At 69.7% G+C, this 22,491-nt stretch carries 19 protein-coding genes; 10 read left to right on the forward strand and 9 right to left on the reverse strand.

Annotated features, from left to right (window positions below; all coding sequences use genetic code 11):
- Window positions 1-258: 258 nt before the first annotated feature.
- The gene (dnaA, locus tag IEY73_RS14455; protein WP_189079720.1) at window positions 259-2,085 is read right to left on the reverse strand and encodes a chromosomal replication initiator protein DnaA; all 1,827 of its coding nucleotides are present in this window, start codon (window positions 2,083-2,085) and stop codon (window positions 259-261) included.
- Window positions 2,086-2,793: 708 nt separating this feature from the next.
- On the opposite strand from dnaA, the gene rpmH reads away from it, so the two are divergent.
- The 9 genes from rpmH to IEY73_RS33545 all read left to right on the forward strand — a co-directional run bounded on the left by rpmH (window position 2,794) and on the right by IEY73_RS33545 (window position 13,166).
- Window positions 2,794-2,931, forward strand: coding sequence for a 50S ribosomal protein L34 (gene rpmH / locus IEY73_RS14460; protein ID WP_189079721.1), 138 nt, complete (start codon window positions 2,794-2,796; stop codon window positions 2,929-2,931).
- 37 nt (window positions 2,932-2,968) lie between these two features.
- Window positions 2,969-3,325, forward strand: coding sequence for a ribonuclease P protein component (gene rnpA, locus IEY73_RS14465; protein WP_189079722.1), 357 nt, complete (start codon window positions 2,969-2,971; stop codon window positions 3,323-3,325).
- Window positions 3,322-3,579, forward strand: coding sequence for a membrane protein insertion efficiency factor YidD (yidD, locus tag IEY73_RS14470; protein ID WP_189079723.1), 258 nt, complete (start codon window positions 3,322-3,324; stop codon window positions 3,577-3,579). Before rnpA ends, yidD begins: the two co-directional genes overlap by 4 nt.
- 1 nt (window position 3,580) lies before the next feature.
- Window positions 3,581-4,642: a membrane protein insertase YidC gene (gene yidC / locus IEY73_RS14475; RefSeq protein WP_189079724.1), complete on the forward strand. Its 1,062-nt coding sequence runs from the start codon at window positions 3,581-3,583 to the stop codon at window positions 4,640-4,642.
- An 89-nt stretch (window positions 4,643-4,731) separates the two neighbouring features.
- A complete protein-coding gene (locus tag IEY73_RS14480; protein WP_229715852.1) occupies window positions 4,732-5,250 on the forward strand; it encodes a Jag family protein in 519 nt (172 codons plus the stop codon).
- Between the two features lie 7 nt (window positions 5,251-5,257).
- Window positions 5,258-6,142, forward strand: coding sequence for a 16S rRNA (guanine(527)-N(7))-methyltransferase RsmG (gene rsmG / locus IEY73_RS14485; RefSeq protein WP_189079726.1), 885 nt, complete (start codon window positions 5,258-5,260; stop codon window positions 6,140-6,142).
- A gap of 339 nt (window positions 6,143-6,481) precedes the next feature.
- Complete coding sequence (locus tag IEY73_RS14490) at window positions 6,482-7,783, forward strand: ParA family protein (protein WP_373292795.1); 1,302 nt, start codon at window positions 6,482-6,484, stop codon at window positions 7,781-7,783.
- Window positions 7,780-8,802 (forward strand): ParB/RepB/Spo0J family partition protein, encoded by a 1,023-nt coding sequence (locus IEY73_RS14495; RefSeq protein WP_189079727.1) that lies wholly within the window; start codon window positions 7,780-7,782, stop codon window positions 8,800-8,802. The genes IEY73_RS14490 and IEY73_RS14495 overlap by 4 nt, the downstream gene beginning before the upstream one ends.
- Window positions 8,803-12,149: 3,347 nt before the next feature.
- Window positions 12,150-13,166 (forward strand): hypothetical protein, encoded by a 1,017-nt coding sequence (locus IEY73_RS33545; protein WP_444543375.1) that lies wholly within the window; start codon window positions 12,150-12,152, stop codon window positions 13,164-13,166.
- Between the two features lie 42 nt (window positions 13,167-13,208).
- Here IEY73_RS33545 and IEY73_RS14505 read toward each other — a convergent pair whose 3' ends face one another.
- Both IEY73_RS14505 and IEY73_RS14510 read right to left on the reverse strand, forming a co-directional pair.
- Window positions 13,209-14,174 (reverse strand): D-alanine--D-alanine ligase family protein, encoded by a 966-nt coding sequence (locus tag IEY73_RS14505; RefSeq protein ID WP_189079728.1) that lies wholly within the window; start codon window positions 14,172-14,174, stop codon window positions 13,209-13,211.
- Window positions 14,171-15,475, reverse strand: a complete 1,305-nt coding sequence (locus tag IEY73_RS14510) for an aminotransferase-like domain-containing protein (protein ID WP_189079729.1) — start codon at window positions 15,473-15,475, stop codon at window positions 14,171-14,173. The genes IEY73_RS14505 and IEY73_RS14510 overlap by 4 nt, the downstream gene beginning before the upstream one ends.
- A 188-nt stretch (window positions 15,476-15,663) precedes the next feature.
- On the opposite strand from IEY73_RS14510, the gene IEY73_RS14515 reads away from it, so the two are divergent.
- A complete protein-coding gene (locus IEY73_RS14515) occupies window positions 15,664-16,335 on the forward strand; it encodes a GNAT family N-acetyltransferase (RefSeq protein ID WP_189079730.1) in 672 nt (223 codons plus the stop codon).
- A gap of 26 nt (window positions 16,336-16,361) precedes the next feature.
- Here IEY73_RS14515 and IEY73_RS14520 read toward each other — a convergent pair whose 3' ends face one another.
- From IEY73_RS14520 to IEY73_RS14545, 6 genes are all read right to left on the reverse strand, one after another.
- The gene (locus IEY73_RS14520) at window positions 16,362-17,513 is read right to left on the reverse strand and encodes an N-acetylmuramoyl-L-alanine amidase (protein WP_189079731.1); all 1,152 of its coding nucleotides are present in this window, start codon (window positions 17,511-17,513) and stop codon (window positions 16,362-16,364) included.
- Window positions 17,514-17,668: 155 nt separating this feature from the next.
- Window positions 17,669-17,992, reverse strand: a complete 324-nt coding sequence (trxA, locus tag IEY73_RS14525) for a thioredoxin (protein ID WP_189079732.1) — start codon at window positions 17,990-17,992, stop codon at window positions 17,669-17,671.
- A gap of 16 nt (window positions 17,993-18,008) precedes the next feature.
- On the reverse strand, window positions 18,009-18,968 hold the full coding sequence (trxB, locus tag IEY73_RS14530; protein WP_189079733.1) for a thioredoxin-disulfide reductase: 960 nt from the start codon (window positions 18,966-18,968) through the stop codon (window positions 18,009-18,011).
- A 172-nt stretch (window positions 18,969-19,140) separates the two neighbouring features.
- On the reverse strand, window positions 19,141-20,091 hold the full coding sequence (locus tag IEY73_RS14535) for an RsmA family anti-sigma factor (protein ID WP_189079734.1): 951 nt from the start codon (window positions 20,089-20,091) through the stop codon (window positions 19,141-19,143).
- Window positions 20,088-20,741, reverse strand: a complete 654-nt coding sequence (gene sigM, locus IEY73_RS14540; protein ID WP_189079858.1) for an RNA polymerase sigma factor SigM — start codon at window positions 20,739-20,741, stop codon at window positions 20,088-20,090. Before sigM ends, IEY73_RS14535 begins: the two co-directional genes overlap by 4 nt.
- 119 nt (window positions 20,742-20,860) lie before the next feature.
- The gene (locus tag IEY73_RS14545) at window positions 20,861-22,408 is read right to left on the reverse strand and encodes a protein kinase family protein (RefSeq protein ID WP_189079735.1); all 1,548 of its coding nucleotides are present in this window, start codon (window positions 22,406-22,408) and stop codon (window positions 20,861-20,863) included.
- Between the last annotated feature and the right edge of the window lie 83 nt (window positions 22,409-22,491).

The raw sequence follows: 22,491 nt of genomic DNA on the forward strand, positions 1-22,491 counted from the left end.
GTGTGGCGGTGTGGCGGTGTGGCGGTGTGGCGGTGTGGCGGTGTGGCGGTGTGGCGGTGTGGCGGTGTGGCGGTGTGGCGGTGTGACGGTGTGACGGTGTGACGGGCGCGGGAGCAGCTCCAGGTGGCCCTGAACCACGGCGTGATAGCGCTGCGGGAGCAGCGGCGCGGGAGCAGCGGGGCGGGCGCGTGCGGGCGTGGTGAGATCAGGGGTGTCGGCTGACCCGTGATCGAAGCGTGCCCGGGCCCGGACGGGACGTCAGGTGTTCTGCTTGATGCGGTTCGTCAGTTCCGCGATCTGGTTGTAGAGCGACCGCCGCTCCGCCATGTGCTGCCGGATCTTGCGGTCCGCGTGCATCACCGTGGTGTGGTCGCGCCCGCCGAAGGCCTGACCGATCCGCGGCAGGGACAGCTCGGTCAGCTCGCGGCACAGATACATCGCCACCTGACGTGCGTTCACCAGCACGCGGGAACGTGAGTGCCCGCGCAGGTCCTCCAGGCTCACGCCGAAGTAGTCCGCCGTGGACACCATGATCTGGTCTGCCGTGATCTCCGGTCCGGCGCCGTCCGGCACGAAGTCGCGCAACACCTCTTCGGCCAGGGAGAGTTGCACCGGCGATCGCGTCAGGCTTGCGAAGGCCGTGACCCGGATGAGCGCGCCTTCCAACTCTCGAATCGAATTGGACACCCGTGAGGCGATGAACTCCAGCACGTCGTCGGGCGCGTACATGCGCTCCTGGGCGGCCTTCTTCTGCAAGATCGCGATCCGCGTCTCAAGGTCCGGCGGCTGGATGTCGGCGAGCAGTCCCCACTCGAACCGGGTGCGCATCCGGTCTTCCAGGGTGGCCAGTTGCCGCGGCGAACGGTCCGACGTGATGACGATCTGCTTGTTCGCGTTGTGCAGGGTGTTGAAGGTGTGGAAGAACTCCTCCTGCGTACGTTCGCGGTTCTCCAGGAACTGGATGTCGTCGATGAGAAGGATGTCGACGTCCCGGTAACGGCGCTGGAACGCCTGCGTCTTGTCGTCACGCAGGCTGTTGATGAAGTCGTTGGTGAACTCCTCGGTCGACACATATCTGACCGAGCGAGCGTGGCCCAGCGTGGTGGCGTAGTGGCCGATGGCGTGCAAGAGATGTGTCTTGCCCAGGCCGGAGCTGCCATAGATGAAGAGCGGGTTGTACGCCTTGGCCGGCGACTCGGCCACGGCGACGGACGCGGCATGGGCGAACCGGTTGGACGAGCCGATGACGAACGTCTCGAACATGTACTTGGGGTTCAGCCGGTTGCCGTCGTTGCTGGTGGACCCACGGTCGTCGCGACCGACGCCGCGCAGATCGACCGGCGCGCGGCCGGGGCCGCTGTCTCCGCCGTGGCCCGCTCGCATCGCGTCGTCGCGGCGGTCGTCGTGGTGCCGCTGGTTCTCCCGCAGGCGTGCCGACTCGGCGGCGATCCGATGACCGCTTTGATCGTTGTGGTCCCGCTTGTCATGGCCGGGCCCGGACTGCACCGGCATCGCGGACGGCGCCTGCGGCGCGGACGTCTGCATCGGCGCGGCGAACAGCGCTTCCTGTCCGTCACGAGCGACCGGAACCTGCCGCGAGTATGCCGTGGTGTGCTGCGCGGAGCCGGTGGGGTAGCCGTCCTGGACGGGGTAGGCGGGCGGCCCGGGCGACACCTGCTGCGGCGGTTGGTAGCGGTTGCCGGCGGCCGGTTCGGCGTAGTGGCCCGGCTGGCCGGGGGCTTCCGGGGGCGGGGGCGGCGTGCCGTAGACGGTTCCGGGCCGGCCGGAGCCGTCCTCCGGCGGTCGCACGGTGACCGCGACCTGAATCGGCCGGTCCAGTCGCCGCGACAACGCGTCGGTTATCGCGGGGCGAAGCCGGGACTCGATCACGTCGCGGGTGAAGGCGTCCGGAACGGACAGCAGCGCGGTGTCCTCGACGATGGCACGTAGGCGGGTAAGCCGAAGGTAGGCACGTTGCTGCGCCGAGACGATCTCGTCCGCGAGCTCGTCCGTCGCCTCCGCCCATACCTGGCTCAGGTCGACCGAATCGGCCACCTCTGCGCCACCCCCATCGCCGCCGGCCATCCGACGCCTTGTTCGGTCTCCACCACTGCCGGTCGTCGTCTTGCGCGGGCGACGACCAGGCCCCCCCAACCCAGAAACCTCCTGCGTGCCGACGTGCACGGTGCCACTACTGTCCACAGGTTATCCACAACCTGTGCACGTGTCGGCGGTCGCTCCCCCGGCCGGATGGTAGGCAGGCTCCGGAAAGCCTGTATGGCGCGGGAAACAGGCTCACCGTGCCGAACGATTAACCGCCTCGTCCGGTTTTGGCCAGCTCGCGGAGGTATGTGAACTGTGCTGGAGACCAGCAAGCGGGCACGCTAACAGCGCTAGGCCCACTGCTTCAACTGCGGTATACCCGGGTGAGCGCTCGGGATGTGTGAAGATTCATGGGACGCGCAGAAAGACGGCCATCCGTGCCGATCTGAGATCATGCCCCGATCGTGAACGACCGTTCCGTCGGTGGGGGTTACGGCGCGTCGCCACCGCATAGTTGACCGGCCCATCGGCCCTGCGTAGGGTCGAGCGGTTGCTCCGGCCCGCTCTGCTAAGGTGGAGCGCGGTGTCGGCTGTCCTGCTGAGCGCATGCACTGCTTGATGTCGTGCACTGCATTCGTGCACCGCTGAGCATGGCTGGACCGGATGCATGCCAACCGCACCACGGACCGCTGTCGGTGCGCGACGGATGACGTTGCGCACCGAATCGCCTTCGAAAACGGAGTTCCTGACGTGAGCAAGCGCACCTATCAGCCGAACAACCGCCGGCGTGCCAAGACCCACGGTTTCCGGCTGCGCATGCGCACCCGCGCCGGCCGAGCGATCCTGGCGTCTCGTCGGTCCAAGGGCCGCGCCAAGCTGTCGGCCTGAGCCGACGGCTGGTCCCGACCCGGATGCTCAGGTAGTCATGCTGGCCGCCGCGCAGCGACTGCGGCGGAGCACCGACTTCGCCGCGGCGATCCGCGGTGGGCGGCGGGTCGGCCGGGGGACCGTCGTCGTGCACCTGTTCGTCCACGAGCCGGCGCAAGCCACCACGGCACGCGCCGGCTTCGTCGTGTCCAAGGCGGTCGGCAACGCCGTGACGCGCAACCGGGTCCGGCGCCGCCTGCGCGAGGTGACGCGCGACCGATTGGCCGGCCTCCCGGCGGAGGCGATGCTTGTGGTGCGCGCGCTGCCCCAGGCCGCCTCGGCGACGTACGACCAGCTCGGCGCGGACCTGGATGCCGCGCTCACCGCCGTCCGCAGACCTCGGCGGCCGCGATGAGCGTCGTTGCCCGAATGCTCCGGGCGGCGGTCGTCGCGTACCGTCGTTATGTGAGCCCGGCATTGCCGGCCCGCTGCCGGTTTTATCCTTCGTGCAGCGCCTACGCCGTCGAGGCGATCGAGCGGCACGGCGCGCTGCGCGGGACCGGATTGGCGGTCTGGCGATTGCTGCGCTGCCATCCTTTCCACCCTGGCGGGTACGACCCGGTGCCTGACCCGATCCGTCACCGTCCTGCCGATGTGACTGGAGCGTGAATTGAGTCTCGACTGGATCTACTCCGCCATTTCGTGGATCCTCCTGCAGTGGCACGGCCTGTGGGATGCCATCGGCGTCCCCGACGGCCGCTTCCTGGGCACCAACTGGGCGTGGGTGCTGGCGATTGTGTGCCTGGTGGTGACGGTTCGCGTCATCCTGTTCCCGGTCTTCGTCAAGCAGATCAAGTCCCAGCGGGCCATGCAGGCACTCCAGCCCAAGGTCAAGGAGCTGCAGGAGAAGCACAAGGGCGACCGGGAAACGCTCCAGAAGGAAATGATGGAGCTGTACCGGACCGAGAAGGCGAACCCGCTGATGGGTTGCCTCCCGATGTTCCTGCAGATCCCGGTCTTCCTGGGTCTGTTCCACGTACTGCGCCGGCTCAGCCCGGACAACGGCGGGAAGACGCTGTACGGATGGACGGTCCAGCAGTTCGAAGACGCCACACACGCGTCGCTGTTCACCGCTCCGCTGCCCGCCAAGTTCGGCTCCACCGCTGAGGAACTGGCCGCCCTCGGGGCGAACGGCACCACGGTGAAGATCATTGCCGGTGTGCTGGTCCTCATCATGATGACCACCACCTACCTGACCAGCCGCCAGATGATCCTCAAGACCGGTTGGGCCGAGGACCCGCAGCAGAAGATGATCCAGCGGCTGATGCTGTACGGCATTCCCCTGTCGCTGCTCGTCTCCGGTTCGCTGTTCCCGATCGGTGTGGTCATCTACTGGGTCACCAACAACCTCTTCACCCTGGGACAGCAGCAGTGGGTGCTGCGTAAGTACCCGCCGCCGCAGATGGCCGGGGCGAAGACCGCCGCCGCTCGTGGTGCGTCGTCCAACGGCAAGGGCGCCCCGGCGAAGCCGTCCGCGAAGGGCGCCCCGGCGAAGCCGGTCAAGGGCGGCCCGGTGCAGCCGTCCCGCACCGGCGGGCTGTTCGGCCGGGGCAAGAGCGCGCCGGAGCCGCAGGGCCCGGTGCTGGACGCCAAGGCCCGCGCGCCCAAGCCGGGTGCCAAGCCGGTGAACCCGAAGAAGGGCGCACGTCCCGCCGGCAAACCCAAGGGTTGATTCCCTGCAGACCTCCCCACGGCCGTGGGACGAGCAATCACTACGGAGATGACACCGTGACCGATACCAGCACTCCTGATTCCTCGGCCGTGGCGGCCGCAGACTCGGCGACGGAGGAGCCGGCAAAGACGGAAACCGCCACCTCGGACGGCGACCTGTTCCGTCAGAGTGAGATTGCCGCGGATTACGTCGAAGGCTTGCTGGACATCCTCGACTACGACGGCGACATCGACGAGCTGGTGTCGGCCGGGCGGCCGATGGTCGAGGTCGTCGGTGGTCGGCTGCAGCCGCTCGTCGGGCAGCGCGGGGCCACCCTGGAAGCGTTGCAGGAGCTGACCCGGCTGGCGATCTTCCGGGCGACCGGGTCGCCGAGCCGGCTCCTGCTCGACATCGGCGGATACCGCGCCAGTCGCCGCAAGGAGCTGGGGGCGGTGGCGCGCAACGCGGTGGAGAAGGTGAAGGAGCACGGTGACGCCGTGCGGCTGGAGCCGATGTCGGCGTTCGAGCGCAAGTGCGTGCACGACGTCGTCAACGCGATCGACGGCGTGGAGAGCGAGTCTGAGGGCGTCGAGCCGAACCGCCGGATCATCGTCCGGCCCGCCGAATGACGCGCGCATGACGGAATCCCGCTCTGGCGGGAGTGGCTGCGGCCCGGACGACCAGTCGTCCGGGCCGCATGCTTCTCCCCCATCCTCGTACGCGTCACCGGATCCGGGTCCGGAACCTCCGGCGGAGTCCGCCGCTGCGGCGTCACGCGTCTTCGGCGACCGTCTCGACCTGGCCGTTCGCTATGCCCGGCTGCTGATGTCCGACGGCGTGGTGCGCGGACTGATCGGGCCGCGGGAGGCTCCGCGGATATGGGAACGCCACCTCATCAACTGCGGCGTCATGTCCGAAATGATCTTTTACGGTGCTTCTGTTATGGATATAGGCTCTGGTGCTGGTTTGCCCGGTATCGTGCTTGCGGTGGCTCGTCCCGATCTCACCATCACTCTGGTCGAGCCGCTAGCACGACGGACCGCGTTCCTGTCCGAAGCGGTGACAGCGCTTGGCCTCGACTCGACCGTGACGGTCGTCCGTGGCCGAGCCGAAGAACTCGTCGGTGGACCCCCCGCCGCCGACGTCGTCACCGCTCGGGCGGTCGCACCACTCGACCGGCTCGCCGGTTGGTGCTTGCCGCTCGCCGCAGTCGGTGGCCGATTGCTCGCCCTCAAGGGTGCCTCGGCCGCGGACGAGGTGCGGGAGCACCGCCAGGCGATCGTGCGGCTCGGTGGTGCGGAACCTGCCGTCGTGCGTTGCGGTCAGGGCGTCATCGAGCCTCCGGCAACGGTCGTGGAGATCGTACGGGAGCGGGCTGTCGCTTCGGCCGTACGGGCATCGGGCCGGTCGCGGTCCGTGTCCGGCTCGGGCTCCGGTGCGCCGGCGTCCGACCGGCGCGGCGGCAAGGGCGGGCGCGGTGGCCGTGGCACAACCGGGCAGAGGAGAACGCGGAGGGGATAGATGGCCAGGCGGAGCGCGCGGAAGCGGACCGGAAGAGTTCCACCGTCGGCGCGCTCCCGCCCGGAGGCCGCCGGTCCCCCACGACGGCCGAGGGCCGCGCCGCCTCCCCGCCCGGCCGCTCCCGTGGAAGCGTCCTGCCCGCCTGCCGGTCTCGACGCCCCGCAGGAATGCGGGACGGGGTGGCCCAGTGAGCAAGCTCCCGTCCATGGGGCTGCCCTTCGGTTGCTGCCGGGATTTATGATCTTTCAAGCGCCGGTGATCGACGGACCGCGGACTCATCAGGCGGACAAGGATGGCAAGGCTCGCCCGGCACCCGTAGGCTGGCCGCGCGTCGATAGTGTGGACCGGTCGGCGGGAGAGTCCGGCGCTTCGCAGCCTCCTGCCAGACCGCACGCATCGCCAGCCGGTGCCACGGTGAGCACTCGCGGTGCCGACCCAATCCGATCAGGCAGGGACGAGACGGTGCATGACTTCGGCAGAGCCCCGGACGATGTTTCACGTGAAACTGACGCCCAACGAGGCGTAGGAGCCGCCGTCGATTTCGACGGCGGAGAGCGCAACGTCCCGCAACCGCGTGCCGGGAGTGGGTACGGCGAGGGGTCACAACCGACCGCCGGACGTGTCTATGGCACGCCCGGCGCGGACGCGTCGGCCACCACGCCTCCGGTGCCACGCACGGAGCAGGCCGTCTCCCCCGCCGCCCCCGATCCGGAGCAGCCGTCGGCGAACTCCGACGAGTATGTTTCACGTGAAACGCCGGGCCGGGATGAGGACGATCCGCCGCTGGCCATGGAAGCGTTGCGTGCTGTGCAGATCCTCAATCCCAGCGGCGAGATCATCATGCCGCGACCCGACCATCCGAGGGTCCTCTGTGTCGCCAACCAGAAGGGTGGCGTCGGCAAGACGACGACGACCGTGAATCTCGCCGTCGCTCTCGCCCTGCACGGCAACCGGGTGCTCGTCGTCGACCTCGACCCGCAGGGCAACGCGTCCACCGGCTTGAACGTGCCGCACCACGCGGGCGTCCCGGACGTCTACGACTGCCTGATCGACAACACGCCCCTCTCCGACATCGCCCAGCCGGTCGAGGGCATACCGAACCTGTTCTGCGTGCCGGCGACCATAGACCTCGCCGGCGCCGAGATCGAACTGGTGTCCGTGGTTGCTCGCGAGTCGCGCCTGGCGCGTGCCATCGCCGCCCACCCCGAGAAGTTCGACTACGTCTTCATCGACTGCCCGCCGTCGCTGGGACTGCTGACGGTCAACGCGTTGTGCGCGGCGCAGGAGGTCCTGATCCCCATCCAGTGCGAGTACTACGCCCTGGAGGGCCTGAACCAGCTCATCAACAACATCAATCTGGTGCGTCAGCACCTGAACCCCACGCTCGACGTGTCGACGATCCTGCTCACCATGTACGACCGGCGGACCCGGCTGGCCGACGCCGTGGAGCAAGACGTGCGGAACCACTTCGGAGGCAAGGTTCTGCAGGCAGTCATTCCGCGAAACGTACGGGTGTCCGAGGCGCCGAGCTACGGCCAATCCGTGATGACCTACGACCCTGGTTCGCGGGGCGCCACGAGCTATTTCGAGGCGGCGCTGGAGATTGCGCTGCGTGGGGTCGATAACGGAGGCGCCGCATGAAAAATCGTCCGCGCGGAGGCCTCGGGCGGGGCCTAGGTGCGCTGATCCCCACCGGGGCCGCGGCGGAGAACGCTGCGGCCGCTTCGGCGTCGGCGCCTCCCGCGCAGTTCTCCGTGGCCACGGAGCCGCCGCTCGGCGCGGCGGCCGAGCCCGAGCAGGCCACCGACTTGAGCCCGGTGCCCGGGGCCAAGTTCGCCGAGCTGTCGGTGACGGACATCGTGCCGAACCCCAAGCAGCCCCGGCAGGTCTTCGACGAGGAGGCCCTGGAGGAGCTGAAGACCTCCATCCAGGAGGTCGGCTTCCTGCAGCCCATCGTCGTCCGTGACCTCGGTGACGGCCACTACGAACTGGTCATGGGCGAACGGCGCTGGCGAGCCGCCCAGGCCGTCGGCAAGGAGACCATCCCGGCCATCGTCCGGGACACCCGCGACGATGACATGCTGCGGGACGCGCTCCTGGAGAACATCCACCGGGCCAACCTGAACCCACTCGAAGAAGCCGCCGCTTACCAGCAGTTGCTGGAGGAGTTCGGGGCCACGCACGAGGAATTGGCGAAGCGCATCGGCCGGAGCCGTCCGCAGATCTCCAATACCATCCGGCTGCTCAATCTGCCGTCGCCGGTGCAGCGACGCGTCGCTGCGGGAGTGCTCTCCGCCGGACACGCACGAGCCCTGCTGTCCCTGGAGGACAACGACTCCCAGGAACAGCTCGCCCTGCGGATCGTCGCCGAGGGGCTTTCCGTACGCGCAACTGAAGAACTCGTCTCGCTCGCGCTCGCCGATGGGCCGGCGAAGAAGGCGGCACCGACCCGGCGTCCTAAGGTGCATGCTCCGGCCCTGAACGATTTGGCGGACCGACTCTCGGACCGATTCGACACGCGGGTGAAGGTCGACATCGGGCGGAACAAGGGAAAGATCACCATCGAGTTCGCGACGGTCGACGACCTGGAACGCATCGTCGGCATGATCGGTGTGGAGGAAGAGGGAGGAGGAGGAGGCTCCTCCTCCTCCGAGGACTGACAGTACCGCCGACGCGTATCGAGGCGCGCGACCCCGTTCCGGGTCGCGCGCCTCGTCTTTGTGGTGGTGCCCGCTCTCGTGGTGGTGCCCGCTTGTGGTGGTGCCCGCGCTTAGTATCGCCGGGCGAGCCCGGCGATCTCGATGGTGGCCGGAAACGCGAGATGATCTTCATTTGATGCGTCAATTACTTCTCTGGAAGCCATTCTCCTGGGATTTCACGTCTCTCCTTTCCGAGCACGTACGACGTTTTGAACGCCCCTTTTCTGGTATTTCCACGGCACCGCAACCCCGCCGGCGTCTCCGTTGGCTTTGCTTCCGTCGGCCTTCCCCGTTCCGAGCCTTCTCGGTCGTAACATGAGCAGGATTCACTTATGAAGGGCGAGCGGCGACCGTCCCTCGGTGGCGTGGCGTATGGACGATGGCGCCTGCGTCCCAAGGTTTGCCGGAACTCGGAACTGACGGTCTCGACGGAGGTCGGCCGTCGTCCGGTCGGCGGTCACCCGGAATTGCCGCAGAGGTCGCCGCCGGTGATACAGCGGATCCCGCCTCGGTGCCTCTCTGCGGCGGGCGATTTTGACGGTCGCTTGAGCGCGATGCTCCGTCGTCTTCACGAGGGATCGGTGACAATCCGGCGCGAGCGTGGCCGGGACGGATGCCGCAGACATCGGCGGTGACGTCGCTGCGTGACCGCTGCGTAGGCATTGGTGTCCTCGCTCTGGTCCAGTCGCGGTGGCGTGCCCGCCCTTCTTCGGTCGCGTTGTCTGCCGCGAACGGCGTTGGCCCGATTCCCCGTTTCACGTGAAACCGGCCGCGATGGATGGCGGCTGGGGCGCACGGCCGAGGACACGGGCGGATTCGCATCCGTTGACCTCGGCGCCGGGCTCTCGTGCGCCGGGGCTGAATCTGCCGAGCTGTGGGACCGCCACGCCGCAGCGGCACCGTGCTGCCGGCCGTGTTCCTCTCGATAGGCGTGGGGCACGGAATGCGGCCGTCTTGGTGGCGAAGGCCATCGGTGCTCCATCTGCAAGCCCCTCGACCGTGCCGCCGATCGTTGGCACGGCAGCATCCCGCTCGGCAAAGTTCTGCGGCCTCGTGACGGCACCGGGTGGCGGTGTCGACCGCGATCTTGATGATCGCAAGGGATGCGGGGACGCGGTTTCACGTGAAACAGCGCCTTGCCCCGCGGCCTCAACCGCGATGATGCGGCGTACCTGGAGTAGCTCGAATCGCGCGATGCGCGGCGAGGTGGGGCTCCCCTACGCGAACGTTCGAGCCGAGTCGTGGTGGCGGTAACGGGCGGCGCACACCGGGCGAAGCCGAGTACCTCGTAGCGCGGTGATGCTTCGCGGCCCAGGGGAATCCCCAGGAGCCTCGGCGGCTGCGAGTCCGTGTCGTCCATAGCGTCGGCTCCGGATGTGGCCGCGTGGCGTCAAGCGGACCGTGCCCGGTCGGCGAATCCACCGTCCTCCGTTTCACGTGAAACGGCGCATGTGGCGGTGCGGTGCGGCAGCGACACCCATGCCCCAGGTGCCGTCGCCACGCTTCATCCTTGGACCCCGCCGCCCTTATCTCCCGCCCTGGGACACCACAGCCGATCCGCCTCAGCACGCGACGGCCAGGCACAAAGGTGGGTCCGGGTGAAGCTGAGCGAAGGGTGGGTTGCCCGGGCGAAGCTGAGTGTGCGAGGCGGCGCCCTTCGCGTGTCATCCCCGTTCGATCGCCGGGCTATGGGCGGTGACCGTCGGCTGGTGGAACCGCCCCGGGGGCAGGCGTCGACCGACCGGACCGGAGCGGATGCCTCGGGCCTGCATGATCGCGGCCTCGCGCATCCTCGCGGCCTCGCGGGCAGCCCTCCCCGCGGACGACGGCCGCGGACGACGGCCGCAGACGAAAGGACGCCGATCGTCCGAGCGACGAGGCGATTGCCGTGCCTGCCCTGGCTGTCGTCGGAAGTTCTGTAGTTCCCGGCAACGCTGAGGGGCGGCCGAGGGATCGTGCGGCCGAGTGGCCGCGGAGCGGGACGGAGGGGCGGGACGGATGGGCGGGATGGAGGGGACGGGACGAGTGGCGGGGACGAGTGGCGGAAGGTCCGGGGGCCGCGGGACGGCGGTCGGTGGGTGAGACCGAGGCATAGGGCAACCGGAACGCGCGAAGCGCGGCGGCGAGGGCGCGTCGAGGCATGGTGAAGCGGGGTCGCTCCCGTTTCACGTGAAACGACGAGGATGGCCCGAGCCGGGTTCTCCGATCGGACGGCGGCCACTCCCCGCCACGGGCAGACGAGCGGATGGCACCAGCCCGACGACGCTTCGGGTCGGATGGCGTAAAGCCCGCGCCGGGGCAGATTGGCCGAAGCGAGTACGCATGTATGCCCAGGCGGCCGAGACGCGTGCGCGAGGGATGAGCGGCGCAGGCCCGGCTGACGGAGGCGGGCCGCCAGCGGAGACCAGCGTCCGTCAGCGGCGGGTCGGCCGTCAGTGGAGGTCCGTCCGTCAGCGGACAGCCGGCTGCCAGTTGAGAGCCGTTGCCGGAGAGGGGTGGACGTCGGAGAAGAAAGAGCCAGAGGGTGAGACCGAGCCGGACGGCCGAAGCGGGAGAGGGTCCGGGATGCCGATCGGAAGGTCGATCGAAACTCAAGCCGAGTGGCGGCATGTTTCACGTGGAACAGCCGTGCCGCCCGGAGACCGTGCCGCCCGGAGACTGCACCGTCTGGGGACTGCACCGCCCCGAAACACCGCCGCCCCGAAACACCGCCGCCCCGAAACACCGCCGCTCCGAAACACCGGCGCCCGGAGACAGCGGCTGTTGGCCGCCATGGGGGATCATCGGGGGCTGCTCGCGGGGCTCATCCACAGGCGCCGAGAACGGTGCGGATCAGTGTCGAGACGGTACGGGTGAGAGTCGTCCGCGCGAGTGGTGACACCGCGTCATGGCCGCCGCGACGCCCTACGGTCCGGGAGCGTGCCGGGCCGAGAGGCCGTTGACCGAGTCGACGAGGGGCACATGCGCGCCCACCTGGGCCCATTACATCGGGGAACCGCGTTATCCACACCCTGTGCGTAAGCCTGTTGAGAACTTTTGTACGGGCCCCGTTTCACGTGAAACGAGCCGTCGTGACGGGGAGTGTCCACGCATATATCCACAGGCTCAGCAGGCCCACGACATGGTGTTTCACGTGAAACTGGGCCGCCTGTGGATAACGCCTGTGGATAACTTCACGCCGTCATGAGCGTCACTGTCCGCAGTACGAGGAGTGTCGTCGCGACTGGCCGATCGGCCGACGTCGGATCACCTGCTTCGCCGGAAATTGACCCGGGACAGTGTGCCGTGACCTCGACTAAGGTCGGTTCGTGCCCGACAACGCCGCCCCCCTGCCGGACTTCACGCGTTGGCCGTCGTTCCCCTTCGAGGGCGACCTTCGCGTCAAGGCGCTCGCCGCGCCGGTCGCCGAGGAGCCCCGCCGCAGCGGTGAAGACGCCACCGACTGCGTTGCCTGCAATACGCCGGACGATGCGTACATCTGGGTCAGTGAGCGGTGGCGCGTACGCGCCATGGACCGACCTACCGGCCTGCCGGTGGTCCTGATCCTTGAGTGTCGATCCCACCTCGACCTCGGAGATCTGCCGAACCTCCTCGCGGCCGAGCTGGGCGTCATGACGGTTCGCCTGGAGCGTGCCATCCGGTCGCTGGACGGTGTCGCGCGCGTCCACGTGAATCGGTGGGGTGACGGGTCGGCGCACATGCACATCTGGTTCCTGGCGCGACCACACGGTCGGCTGCAATTGCGTGGCACGTTCCTCTCCCTGTGGGACGACATTCTGCCGGTCATTCCGGAGCAGCAGTGGCGGGAGAACCTCGCGCTCGTGGCGGCCTGGCTGGCGGACTTCGGCGGGACCGCGAACGCCGAACCGCCGCACATCGCATGGCAGTCGCCGTCCACGATCAGCGACCCGAGCACGGCCGGGGTGCCGGAAACCGACGGGGAGCCGGAAGCCTCCCGGGAGCCGGGCGTCGCCGGGGACACCGGTGCCGGGGAGCCGGCCGTCGTTGCGGAAACCGACGCGACGGAGGTGAGCGGCACCGACAAGACGGCCGGCACCGTCTTCGTGAGTCGCGCGGCTCGGGGAGGAGAGAACGGGACTCCGTCGGACCGGGAAGCCGCCGCCGAGGATCAGGCCGGCACCCAAGCCCTCGCCGAGACCCAAGACCTCAAGGAAGCCGACCCGCCTCAGTCCGACCCGCCTCAGTCCGACCGGCCCCAGTCGGACCCGCCTCAGTCCGACCGGCCCCAGTCGGGTGTGGCCGAGGGGCCGGCACCGGCCGCTGCGATGCCGTCACCGGACGGCGAAACCGCGACCCGTCGATAGAGGAGGCGAACGGCGGCGAGCCCGGACGGCGTACGCGCGGTTTCAGCGACCGGCGGCGTCGGCGCGCGCGGCGGCGCGTTCCGTGAGCGTCGCCCACAGCTTTCCGAACTCCAGCCCGCTCGCCTGCACAGCGAGCGGCAGCAACGACGTCTCGGTCATGCCCGGCGAAACGTTGACCTCCAGGACGTGCGGTGTGCCGTCCTCGTCCACGATGAGATCCACCCGGGACAGGTCGCGCAGGCCCAGCGCCCGATGGGCCGCCACCGCGACCTCGGCGACGTGCGCGGCGACGGCCGGATCCAGCCGTGCCGGCACGTGCCATGTGGTCAGCCCGGCGGTGTATCGAGCGGCATAGTCGTACACGCCGTCCCGTGGCACGATCTCCACCGCCGGCAGCGCCTCCGGGCCGGATCCCTGGTCGACGACCGATACGGCGACGTCCATGCCGTTCACGTACCGCTCGACCAGGGCCGTCGCGTGATAGGCGAAGCAGCCGACCATCGCGGCCGGCAGGTCGGCGGACGACCGCACCACCGTGCCACCCAGGCCGGACCCACCCTGCGCCGGCTTCACCATCAGCGGCAGGTCGAGCCGCGACACGATCCGGTCGAGCACGGCCACCGCGCCCAGCTCGGAGAATCGGTCATGTGGCAGCGCCACCCAATCCGGCGTGGGGATGCCCGACTCGCGCAGCACCGCCTTGGCCGACGGCTTGTCCCATGCCAGCCGTGACGCCCGGGCGTCGCAGCCGACATAGGGAATGCCGCACAGGTCCAGCACACCCCGCAGCGAGCCGTCCTCGCCGGTGGCTCCGTGCAGCGCGATCACTACGGCATCCGGCGGATCCGCCTGCAACAGCGGGAGCAACGCGGCGTCGGCGTCGTGCATCGTCACGTCGATCCCGGAGGCGCGCAGGGCGTCGGCCACCCGGCGCCCGGAGCGCAGCGAGACCTCCCGTTCGTACGACAAGCCGCCGGCCAGCACCAGCACGTGCGGGTCGACGCTCATGCCACATCGGGTCCCGGTGCGTCCGCGGCAGCCGCGCCGCGGCGGTGGTGCGTGCGTCCGGCCGAGCCGAACACCGCCCGCATGGACAGTTCCTGTTCCATCACGCCGGACAATCGCCGTACGCCTTCCCGCAGCCGTTCCGGCGCGGAGAAGGAGAAGTTGAGCCGCATGTGCGCGGTGCCGGACCCGTCCGCGTAGAACCCGGTGCCGGGGACATAGGCCACCCGTGCGGCGATCGCCCGCGGCATCATCGCCTTGGAGTCCAGGCCGTCGGGCAACGTGGCCCAGACGAACAAGCCACCCTCCGGCCGCGTCCAGGTGGTGCCCTCCGGCATCAGGTCGGCCAGCGCGGACAGCAGCGCCTCGCGGCGCTCCCGGTACGTCTCCCGATAAACCTTGATCTGCTCCCGCCACGGCATGGTCGCCAGGTATTGCGTGACGGCGCTCTGTGCGAACGCCGACGGGCACAGGATCGAGGCCTCGGAGGCCATCACCAATTTCTCCCGTACGGCGTGCGGCGCCAGCACCCACCCCACGCGCAGGCCCGGGGCGAACGTCTTGGAGAAGGTGCTCACGTAGAAGACGCCGTCCCGGCGACGCGCTCGCAACGGCCGGGGTGCGCCGCCCTCGAAGCTCAACATCCCGTACGGATCGTCCTCGACGACGAGCAGGCCGTGCGCCGCGCAGATGTCGAGAACCTCCTCGCGGCGGGCGTCGGTGAGCGTGACGCCGGCCGGGTTCTGATAGGTGGGGATGGTGTAGAGGAATTTCGCGCGACGTCCGGACCGGGCGACCGCGTCGAGGGTTTCCGCGAGCGCGGCGGGGATCAGGCCGTCGGAGTCCATCGCCACGTGTGCCACCTGTGCCTGGGCGGCCTGGAACACGCCGAGTGCGCCGACGTAGGTCGGCCCCTCGGCGAGCACCACGTCGCCCGGGTCGAGGAAGACGCGCGCGATGAGGTCCAGCGCCTGCTGGCCGCCCACGGTGACCACCACGTCGTCCGGGGACGCGCCGTCGATGCCGGACATCGACATCACGTCGCAGATGTGTTCCCGCAGCGCGGCCGTGCCCTGCCCGATGCCGTACTGCAGGGTGCTCGTGCCCTGCTCGGCGGCCAGCCGTCCGAGCATCTCGCCCACCGCGTCGAGCGGGAGCGCCGCGATGTACGGCGAGCCACCGGCGAGTGACACCACCTCCGGCCGGTTCGCGACCGAGAACAGCGCGCGGATCTCCGAGGTTGTCATGCCCCGGACCCGCCTCGCATAGCGATCCGTGTAGTCGTCCTGCGTGGTTCCGGACACCTCATCCACCTCATTCGTCACAAGGGTCGGCAACGGAAGGTCATGCTAGCCACCGCGGGCATCCCGCCGCCTGCGGATTGGCGGCCGATCAAGGGGTGAGCGGCGTAGGATGCCTGCGGGGGCGCGGACGAGCACGTGTCAGGACCGTGCTTCGACGTCCGTGAAAGCGCTAGGTGGGGGGGCCGTCGATGTCGCGACGCCTGGTCAACTTGACCCTCGACACCCTCGAGGATCTTCCCCGGCCGTGCCGGGAGTGCGTCTATTGGGAACTCGACCCTGTCTCAGGTGACCGCGCCTGCGCCGCGGGCGACACCGCTTTGGAAAAGGAAGCGTGGGTGTCGCAGACGCTGCTGGAGTGGGGCTCCTGCGGCAAGCTCGTCTACGTCGACGGGATGTCGGCCGGCTTCGTGATGTATGCCCCTCCGGCGTACGTGCCGCGGTCGATGGCCTTCCCGACGTCTCCGGTCTCCCCGGACGCGGTGCTGTTGACGACGGCGCACGTGGTGACCTCATTCGCCGGGGGCGGTCTGGGACGGATGCTCGTGCAGGGCGTCGCCCGCGACCTGACGAAGCGGGGCGTCAAGGCGATCGAGGCGTTCGGCGACGCGAAGTACGGCGAGGCGGACGAGGGCGGCAATATGGCGGGTTGTCTGGTTCCGGTCGACTTTTTCCTGTCGGTCGGTTTCAAGACGGTACGCCCGCATCCGCGCTACCCGAGGCTGCGGCTGGAATTGCGGACGGCGCTGTCCTGGAAGTCCGACGTCGAATACGCGCTGGAAAAGCTGCTCGGGTCGATGACTCCGGAAAACCTGCTGCGTCCGGTACGCCCAGCGGCGGCGACCCGGTCGGCGGACAACTGACCGGGCGCCACCAGAGTGACTGCGGCCTAAGCGTTGCGTGACGCGAGGGCGAGACGGAGTTGGCGCACGTCGATCGAGCCGGTGGGGACGTCGTTCTCCACCGGGTAGTACATGCGCTGCACCGCGGCCAGCACCGCCTCCACCATCTGCTCCCGCACCAGCGGGTCGACCAGGCGTGCCCGGTCCTCCGGCGACGTCAGGTAACCGAGGTCCACCCGTACCGCGGGCATCCGGGTCAGGCGCAGCAGCTCCCACGTCTTGGCATGGATGCGGCAGTCCTGCATGCCGGTGCGCACCACGACCTCGCGTTGCACGAGGTTGGCGAGGCGCTCCCCCACCGTCGAGGTGAGGCCGTTGCCGGTGCCGTAGTGATAGGTCGCGACGCCGGAGGCGGCCTCGTTGGTGTTGCCGTCCAGATGCAATGAGATCAGCAGGTCCGCGTTCAGGCTGTTGGCCAACTGCGCACGCTCGGCGCCGGACATGATCCGCGTCGGCGACGGACCGCGGGTCATGTGGACGCGCATGCCTGCCGCGGCGAGCCGGCCCTCCAGCCGGGCCGCGGTGTCGTAGACCAGGTCCGCCTCGGTCCAGCGCAGCGGACCGTCCGGCACCAGCACGCCGAGATCCTCCGGGCCGCCGTGGCCCGGGTCGATGACGATGGTCTTGCCGACCAGGTTGGGCCCGGACTGGCGGAAGGCCTCGGCCTCGCGCAGCCACTGCGGCCGGCCGCCGACCACCTTGCGGCCGAGTCGGCGCAACGCGTTCATGGTCTGCGGGCCGCACGACCCGTCCGGGGACAGTCCGACCTCCCGCTGGAACTGGGCGACGGCGCGGGCCGTCCGCGGACCGTACATGCCGTCCGCACGCCCGCTGTCGAAGCCCATCTCCAGCAGGCGTTCCTGCAGGGTCCGCACGTCCTCGCCGACGATCAGCGACGGGATGGAGTGGAACAGAGTGCGGGCGCCGAGCTTCCAGCGTGCCCCGTCGAGCGCCTGCCACGTCTCGTCGTCCACCACGCCACCGACGCCGATGCCACGACTTTGTTGGAAGGCCCGCACGGCCGTTTCGCAGGCCTCGTCGAAGTCACCCTCGGGCGACTCGAGAAGTTCGAGACCGACCAGGATCGTCCGGATCTCCAAGACGGCAGGTCCGGTTTCTCCACGGCGGATCGCACGCACGCGCGGCTCCTTGGCATTCGGGGGAAGGGGAACGACTCCCGGAGCGTACTCCTCGACGCACGAGGCGGCCGGACATCGATGGCCGCACCGTGCGTCGCGTCACCGGTACGCCGACGCCCCGCATTCACGTGAATGCGGGGCGTCGGCGGTCGGCGTCAGAAGGCCGATTCGATCAAGTTGATCAAAGCGCCCTTGGGCTTGGCGCCGGCGACGGAGCTGACTGCCTCGCCGCCCTTGAACATCGTCAGCGTCGGCACCGACATGACCCGGTACGCGCGGGCGGTCTCCGGGTTCTCGTCGATGTTGAGTTTCACGATCTGCACCTTGTCGCCCATCTCGTTGGCGATCTCGGCGAGGAGCGGCTCGACCTTGCGGCACGGCGCGCACCATTCCGCCCAGAAGTCCACCAGAACCGGCTTGTCCGACTGCAGGACATCGCTCGCGAACGTGGCGTCCGTGACCGCCTTGGTTGCTCCCACTATGACCCTCCTGGTCTTACAGCTCGACGAATGAGGCGATGAAGCGTTCGGCGTCCAGCGCGGCCGCGCAGCCGGTGCCGGATGCGGTGATGGCCTGGCGGTAGGTGTGGTCCACCAGGTCGCCGGCCGCGAAGACGCCCGGCAGGTTGGTGCGCGTGCTGGGGTGGTCGACCTTGACATACCCGTCCTCGTCCAGATCGACCTGCCCTCGGAGCAGTTCGCTGCGCGGATCGTGGCCGATCGCCACGAAGACGCCGGTGACGTCGAGCACGCGGGTCTCGCCGGTCTGCGTGTCGCGCAACCGGGCGCCCACCACCTTGCCGTCCTCGCCGAGGATCTCGTCGATCACCGAGTTCCAGGCGACCTTGATCTTCGGGTTCGCCAACGCGCGGGCGGCCATGACCTTGCTCGCCCGGAACGAGTCGCGACGGTGCACGATCGTCACCGAGGCGGCGAACCGGGTCAGGAAGGTGGCCTCCTCCATCGCGGAGTCGCCACCGCCGACGACCACGATGTCCTGGTCGCGGAAGAAGAAGCCGTCGCAGGTCGCACAGGACGACACACCGTGGCCGAGCAGTTCCTGCTCGCCGGGCACGCCCAGCGGTCGCCACGCGGACCCGGTGGCCAGAATGACCGCCCGGGCGAAGTATTCCGTCTCGCCGACGAAGACCGTCTTCAGGCCCTCGGTGCCCGGCTCCGTGGGACGCTCGCCCAACTCCACGCGGGTCACGTCGTCGGTGATGAACTCGGCGCCGAAGCGCTCGGCCTGCTTGCGCATGCTGTCCATCAGCTCGGGGCCCATGATCCCGTCCGGGTGGCCCGGGAAGTTCTCCACTTCGGTGGTGGTCATCAGCGCGCCGCCGGACTGCACGCCTTCGATGACGAGCGGCTTGAGGTTCGCCCGGGCGGCGTACAGCGCCGCGGTATAACCGGACGGCCCCGAGCCGATGATGATCAGGTTCCGGACCTCGTCCACTGCCGACTCCTCCATCTGCTCGCGCCGGGGCTACCGGCGACTTTCGCACGCTAGAACCCAGGATAGGAAGTCGCCATTCCCCCACGACACTGTGCCTTCCGACTCACCGGGCCTTCCGACTCACCGGGCCTTCCGACTCACCGGGGGCGGCTCGGCGCCGTGCGGGCGCGGATCAGCGCACCGGCACTTTGGCGAGTTCGGCCGAGCCGGCACCGGGCGCGCCGCAGGTCGGGCTGCTGGCCTGCGCCCAGGTGCCGTTCGCCGCGACGAACCGAACGATCACCGCCGGCGCGCCGCGATAGCGGGCATAGTCCACGGTTCGCACCGTGATCGGCCCGGCGGCGTTGTCCCGCGCGACGGCGTCCAGGCAGGCGAGCAGGGCGGCGCGGGGCCGCAGCGGGTCGAGCGCGGCACTTGTCGCACCCGGCGATGACCGGTCCAGACCGGGCGCGCCCTGGATGCCGGGGTCGGCGGGAGCGGTGAACGGCTGCACCACACCCGTGGCGAGCGTCGTCTCGTCGTAGTCGGTGCCGCTGGTGGTGACCAGATCGGGGGCGGGAACTGCGGCGGCTCCCCCGGCCGCCTCCGCCGATTCCGCCGGCGCGAACATCGGCTCGGCGTGGTCGCTGGCCGCGGTCGACGACGCGGTGCCGGAGGATCGGACGAGCTGACCGACCGCGAAGCCGGCCACTGCGATCACCCCGGCCGCGACGGCAGCAGGCGCGGCCCAGCGCAGGCGGCGCCGCCGGGCCGCGGTGACATCGTTCCCGGCCCCGCTTCCCGGTACGGCGGAGAGGTGGCGCTGTGCGGGCGCGGTCGACGTGGCGGTGGGTACCGGGCGCGGTGCCGGATCCTCGGCGACCGCTCGCGCCGTAGGGGCGAACGCGGCGTCGATCCGGGCGGCGACGTCGTCCGGCATGGGTTCGGGAATCTCGGACAGGGCGCGCAATTGCTCGCCCACGGAAGCCATGCCGGCGGCCAGCGAATCACGCGCGGCACGCCACGCGGCGTCGTCGGCGACCAGCCGCGCGACGACCGGCTCGTCCGGGGTGCCGTCCAGCGCGCCGCCGAGGTAATCGGCCAGCAGGTCGAGATCGACCTCGCGGTGCTCGTGCCCGGTCACCGGCCTCCCCTCCCCTCGCGTGCGGACGTCGTTGGTGAGACGGCACCGGATGGCGTGTGGTTCCCGGAGGAATCGTGATCACCGTCTCCGCCCCGCAGATGTCCGAGCGCGGCGGCCATCCGGGCCCGCCCGCGGGCACAGCGGCTCTTGATCGTTCCCTCGGCGACGTCCAGGATCTCCGCCGCCTCGGCCACGGCGTAGCCCTGCACGTCCACCAGCACGAGGGCGGCACGCTGCTCGGGTGGCAGGGCGGCGAGCGCGGACCGGACGTCCATCGCCGCATCGTGGTCGGGCGCGGGCGCGGCGGGTTCCGGGGCCGCGGGCCGCGACTCCGCGGGCCGGGTGCCGTCGGGCAGCGGCACGGTCGGATGGCTGCGCCGTCGCCGGAGTCGATCCAGGCAGGCGTTCACCACGATGCGGTGCAACCAGGTGGTGACCATGGATTCGCCACGGAAGCGTGGCGCCGCGCGGTGCGCGGACAGCAGCGCGTCCTGCACCGCGTCGGCCGCATCCTCGCGATCGCCGATCGTGCGCACCGCGACCGCCCACAGCCGGTCCCGGTGGCGCCGGACCAGCTCCGCGAACGCCTCCGGATCGCCGTCGACATGGGCGCGCAGAAGCTCGGCATCGGTCGGCCCCGACTCGTCCATGCCGGAGCGATCCGCGGCGAAGCCTTCCGCGCGGGAGTCGTGGGATGCCGGGTCGGCGGAGTTCACGCCAGCAATCTACCGATTCGCGCGGCCGGTCGGCCGAGGCCGTCGCCGCTCGGTCAGTAACCCTCGACGGAGATCTTGTTGATGTCCACCCGGTAGCCGCCCCGACCATCGTCGGCCTCGGGCAGGTCGGTGAGGAAGACCAGAACGTACTGATACTTCTGCGCGTCGTCGAAGACGGTGAAGACCTTCTGCGTGCCGTCCGTCGTCACCGGGTCGCCGAGCTTCTTGTACGTCTTGACGATCTGGTCGTCGCCCTCGGTGTTGTCACCGGGGTCGTCCGGACCCCACATGATCTGCATCGTCACGCCGGGCGCCGACGTCTCCACGCTGAGGTCGGCGATGGTGCGCGGGGTGCCGAGGTTGATCAGCACGCCCATGCCGGCCTTCTGGTTGCCGAAGTTCGACTGCTTGAACCGCTGGGTCTTCCACGCGGTGTCGCCGTCGCCGTCGACGGTGTTCGTCGCCTCGCCGGTGTCGGCACGCGTGCCCTGCGGCGGGTCGACGATGCGCACCATGTCGCCGGTCAGCGGGATGTTCTTGGGTGTGGGCGAGTCGGTGGGCCCGCCGTCCTTCTGCTGCTGCGAGTCACCGGATGTGCCCGCACCAGCCGGTGCGGTGTTGGCCTGCGTGGTCTCGGTCGGCGAGGCCTGGCCCGAGTTGGTGATCGCCCGGATGCCGAACACCAGGCCGACGACCGCGATCACGACGAGCGCACCGACACCCAGCACGATCTTGCGCGTGCTGCGCACCGGCTCGACCGCGTTGCTTTCGGTGAACCGCAGCGGGCCGACGTCTTCGTAGTCGTCCGCCGCGTCCAGGCGGGCCAGCTCGGCCGCGAGCGCGTCCGCCTCCGGCGCCGCCACTCGCTGGTCCAGCAGGTCCATGGTCAGGTCGTCCAGGTAGGCAGGCACGCCGGCGCGCATCTGCCGTGGCGTGGTGAGGTTGCCCGCCGCGTCGCGGTTGGCGTCCGGCAGCGCGGACCGCCCGGCCTCCTGGTGCGGCCAGCGCCCGGTCAGCGCGTAGTAGAGGACACCGCCGACCTTGCGCACGTCGGTCTCGGTGCTGTCCGCCGAGTCGGCGCGGGCGTCGGCCAGCACCACGCGGCCGTCGTCGCCGATCAGCGTGGTGCCCGGATGCACGTTGCCGTGCACCATGCCGGTGGCGTGCACCGCGGCCAGCGCATCGGCCAGCGCCCGCGCGATCGCGGTGGCCCGGGCTGCGTCCATCGGCCCGTCCGTGCCGACCATCTCGCGCAGCGCCACCCCGTCGACCCACTCGCGGACCACGTAGGCCCGGCCGCCCTCGTCGATCGCGTCATAGACGCCGACCAGGTTGGGGTGGATGACGCGGCTCGCGTCGACTGCGGCCTGCAGCATCTCGGTGGCGGAGTCGCCACCGGGACGCCGGAGCACCACGGCCACCGGACGCCGGAGGATGACGTCGGAACCGCGCCAGACCTGACGGCCGGCGCTGTCGTCGTTGACGTGCTCCTCGAGCTGGTAACGCTCGGCCAGGATCTCGCCGACGGTGGGTGTACCGAAGGTCATGACCGGACCGGCCTCATCAGCCTCGGTCTCCCGGCCTTCGCCGACCTGCGTCACCCGTCCTCCCTCGATGCTGCGCCACGGATCCGTGGCTGGCGTCTGCGTCGGCCACGGGTCCGTGGCCGACGTCCACCGTGGGG

Origin of the sequence: Mangrovihabitans endophyticus (assembly GCF_014646155.1) — a bacterium.
GTDB lineage: Bacteria > Actinomycetota > Actinomycetes > Mycobacteriales > Micromonosporaceae > Actinoplanes > Actinoplanes endophyticus.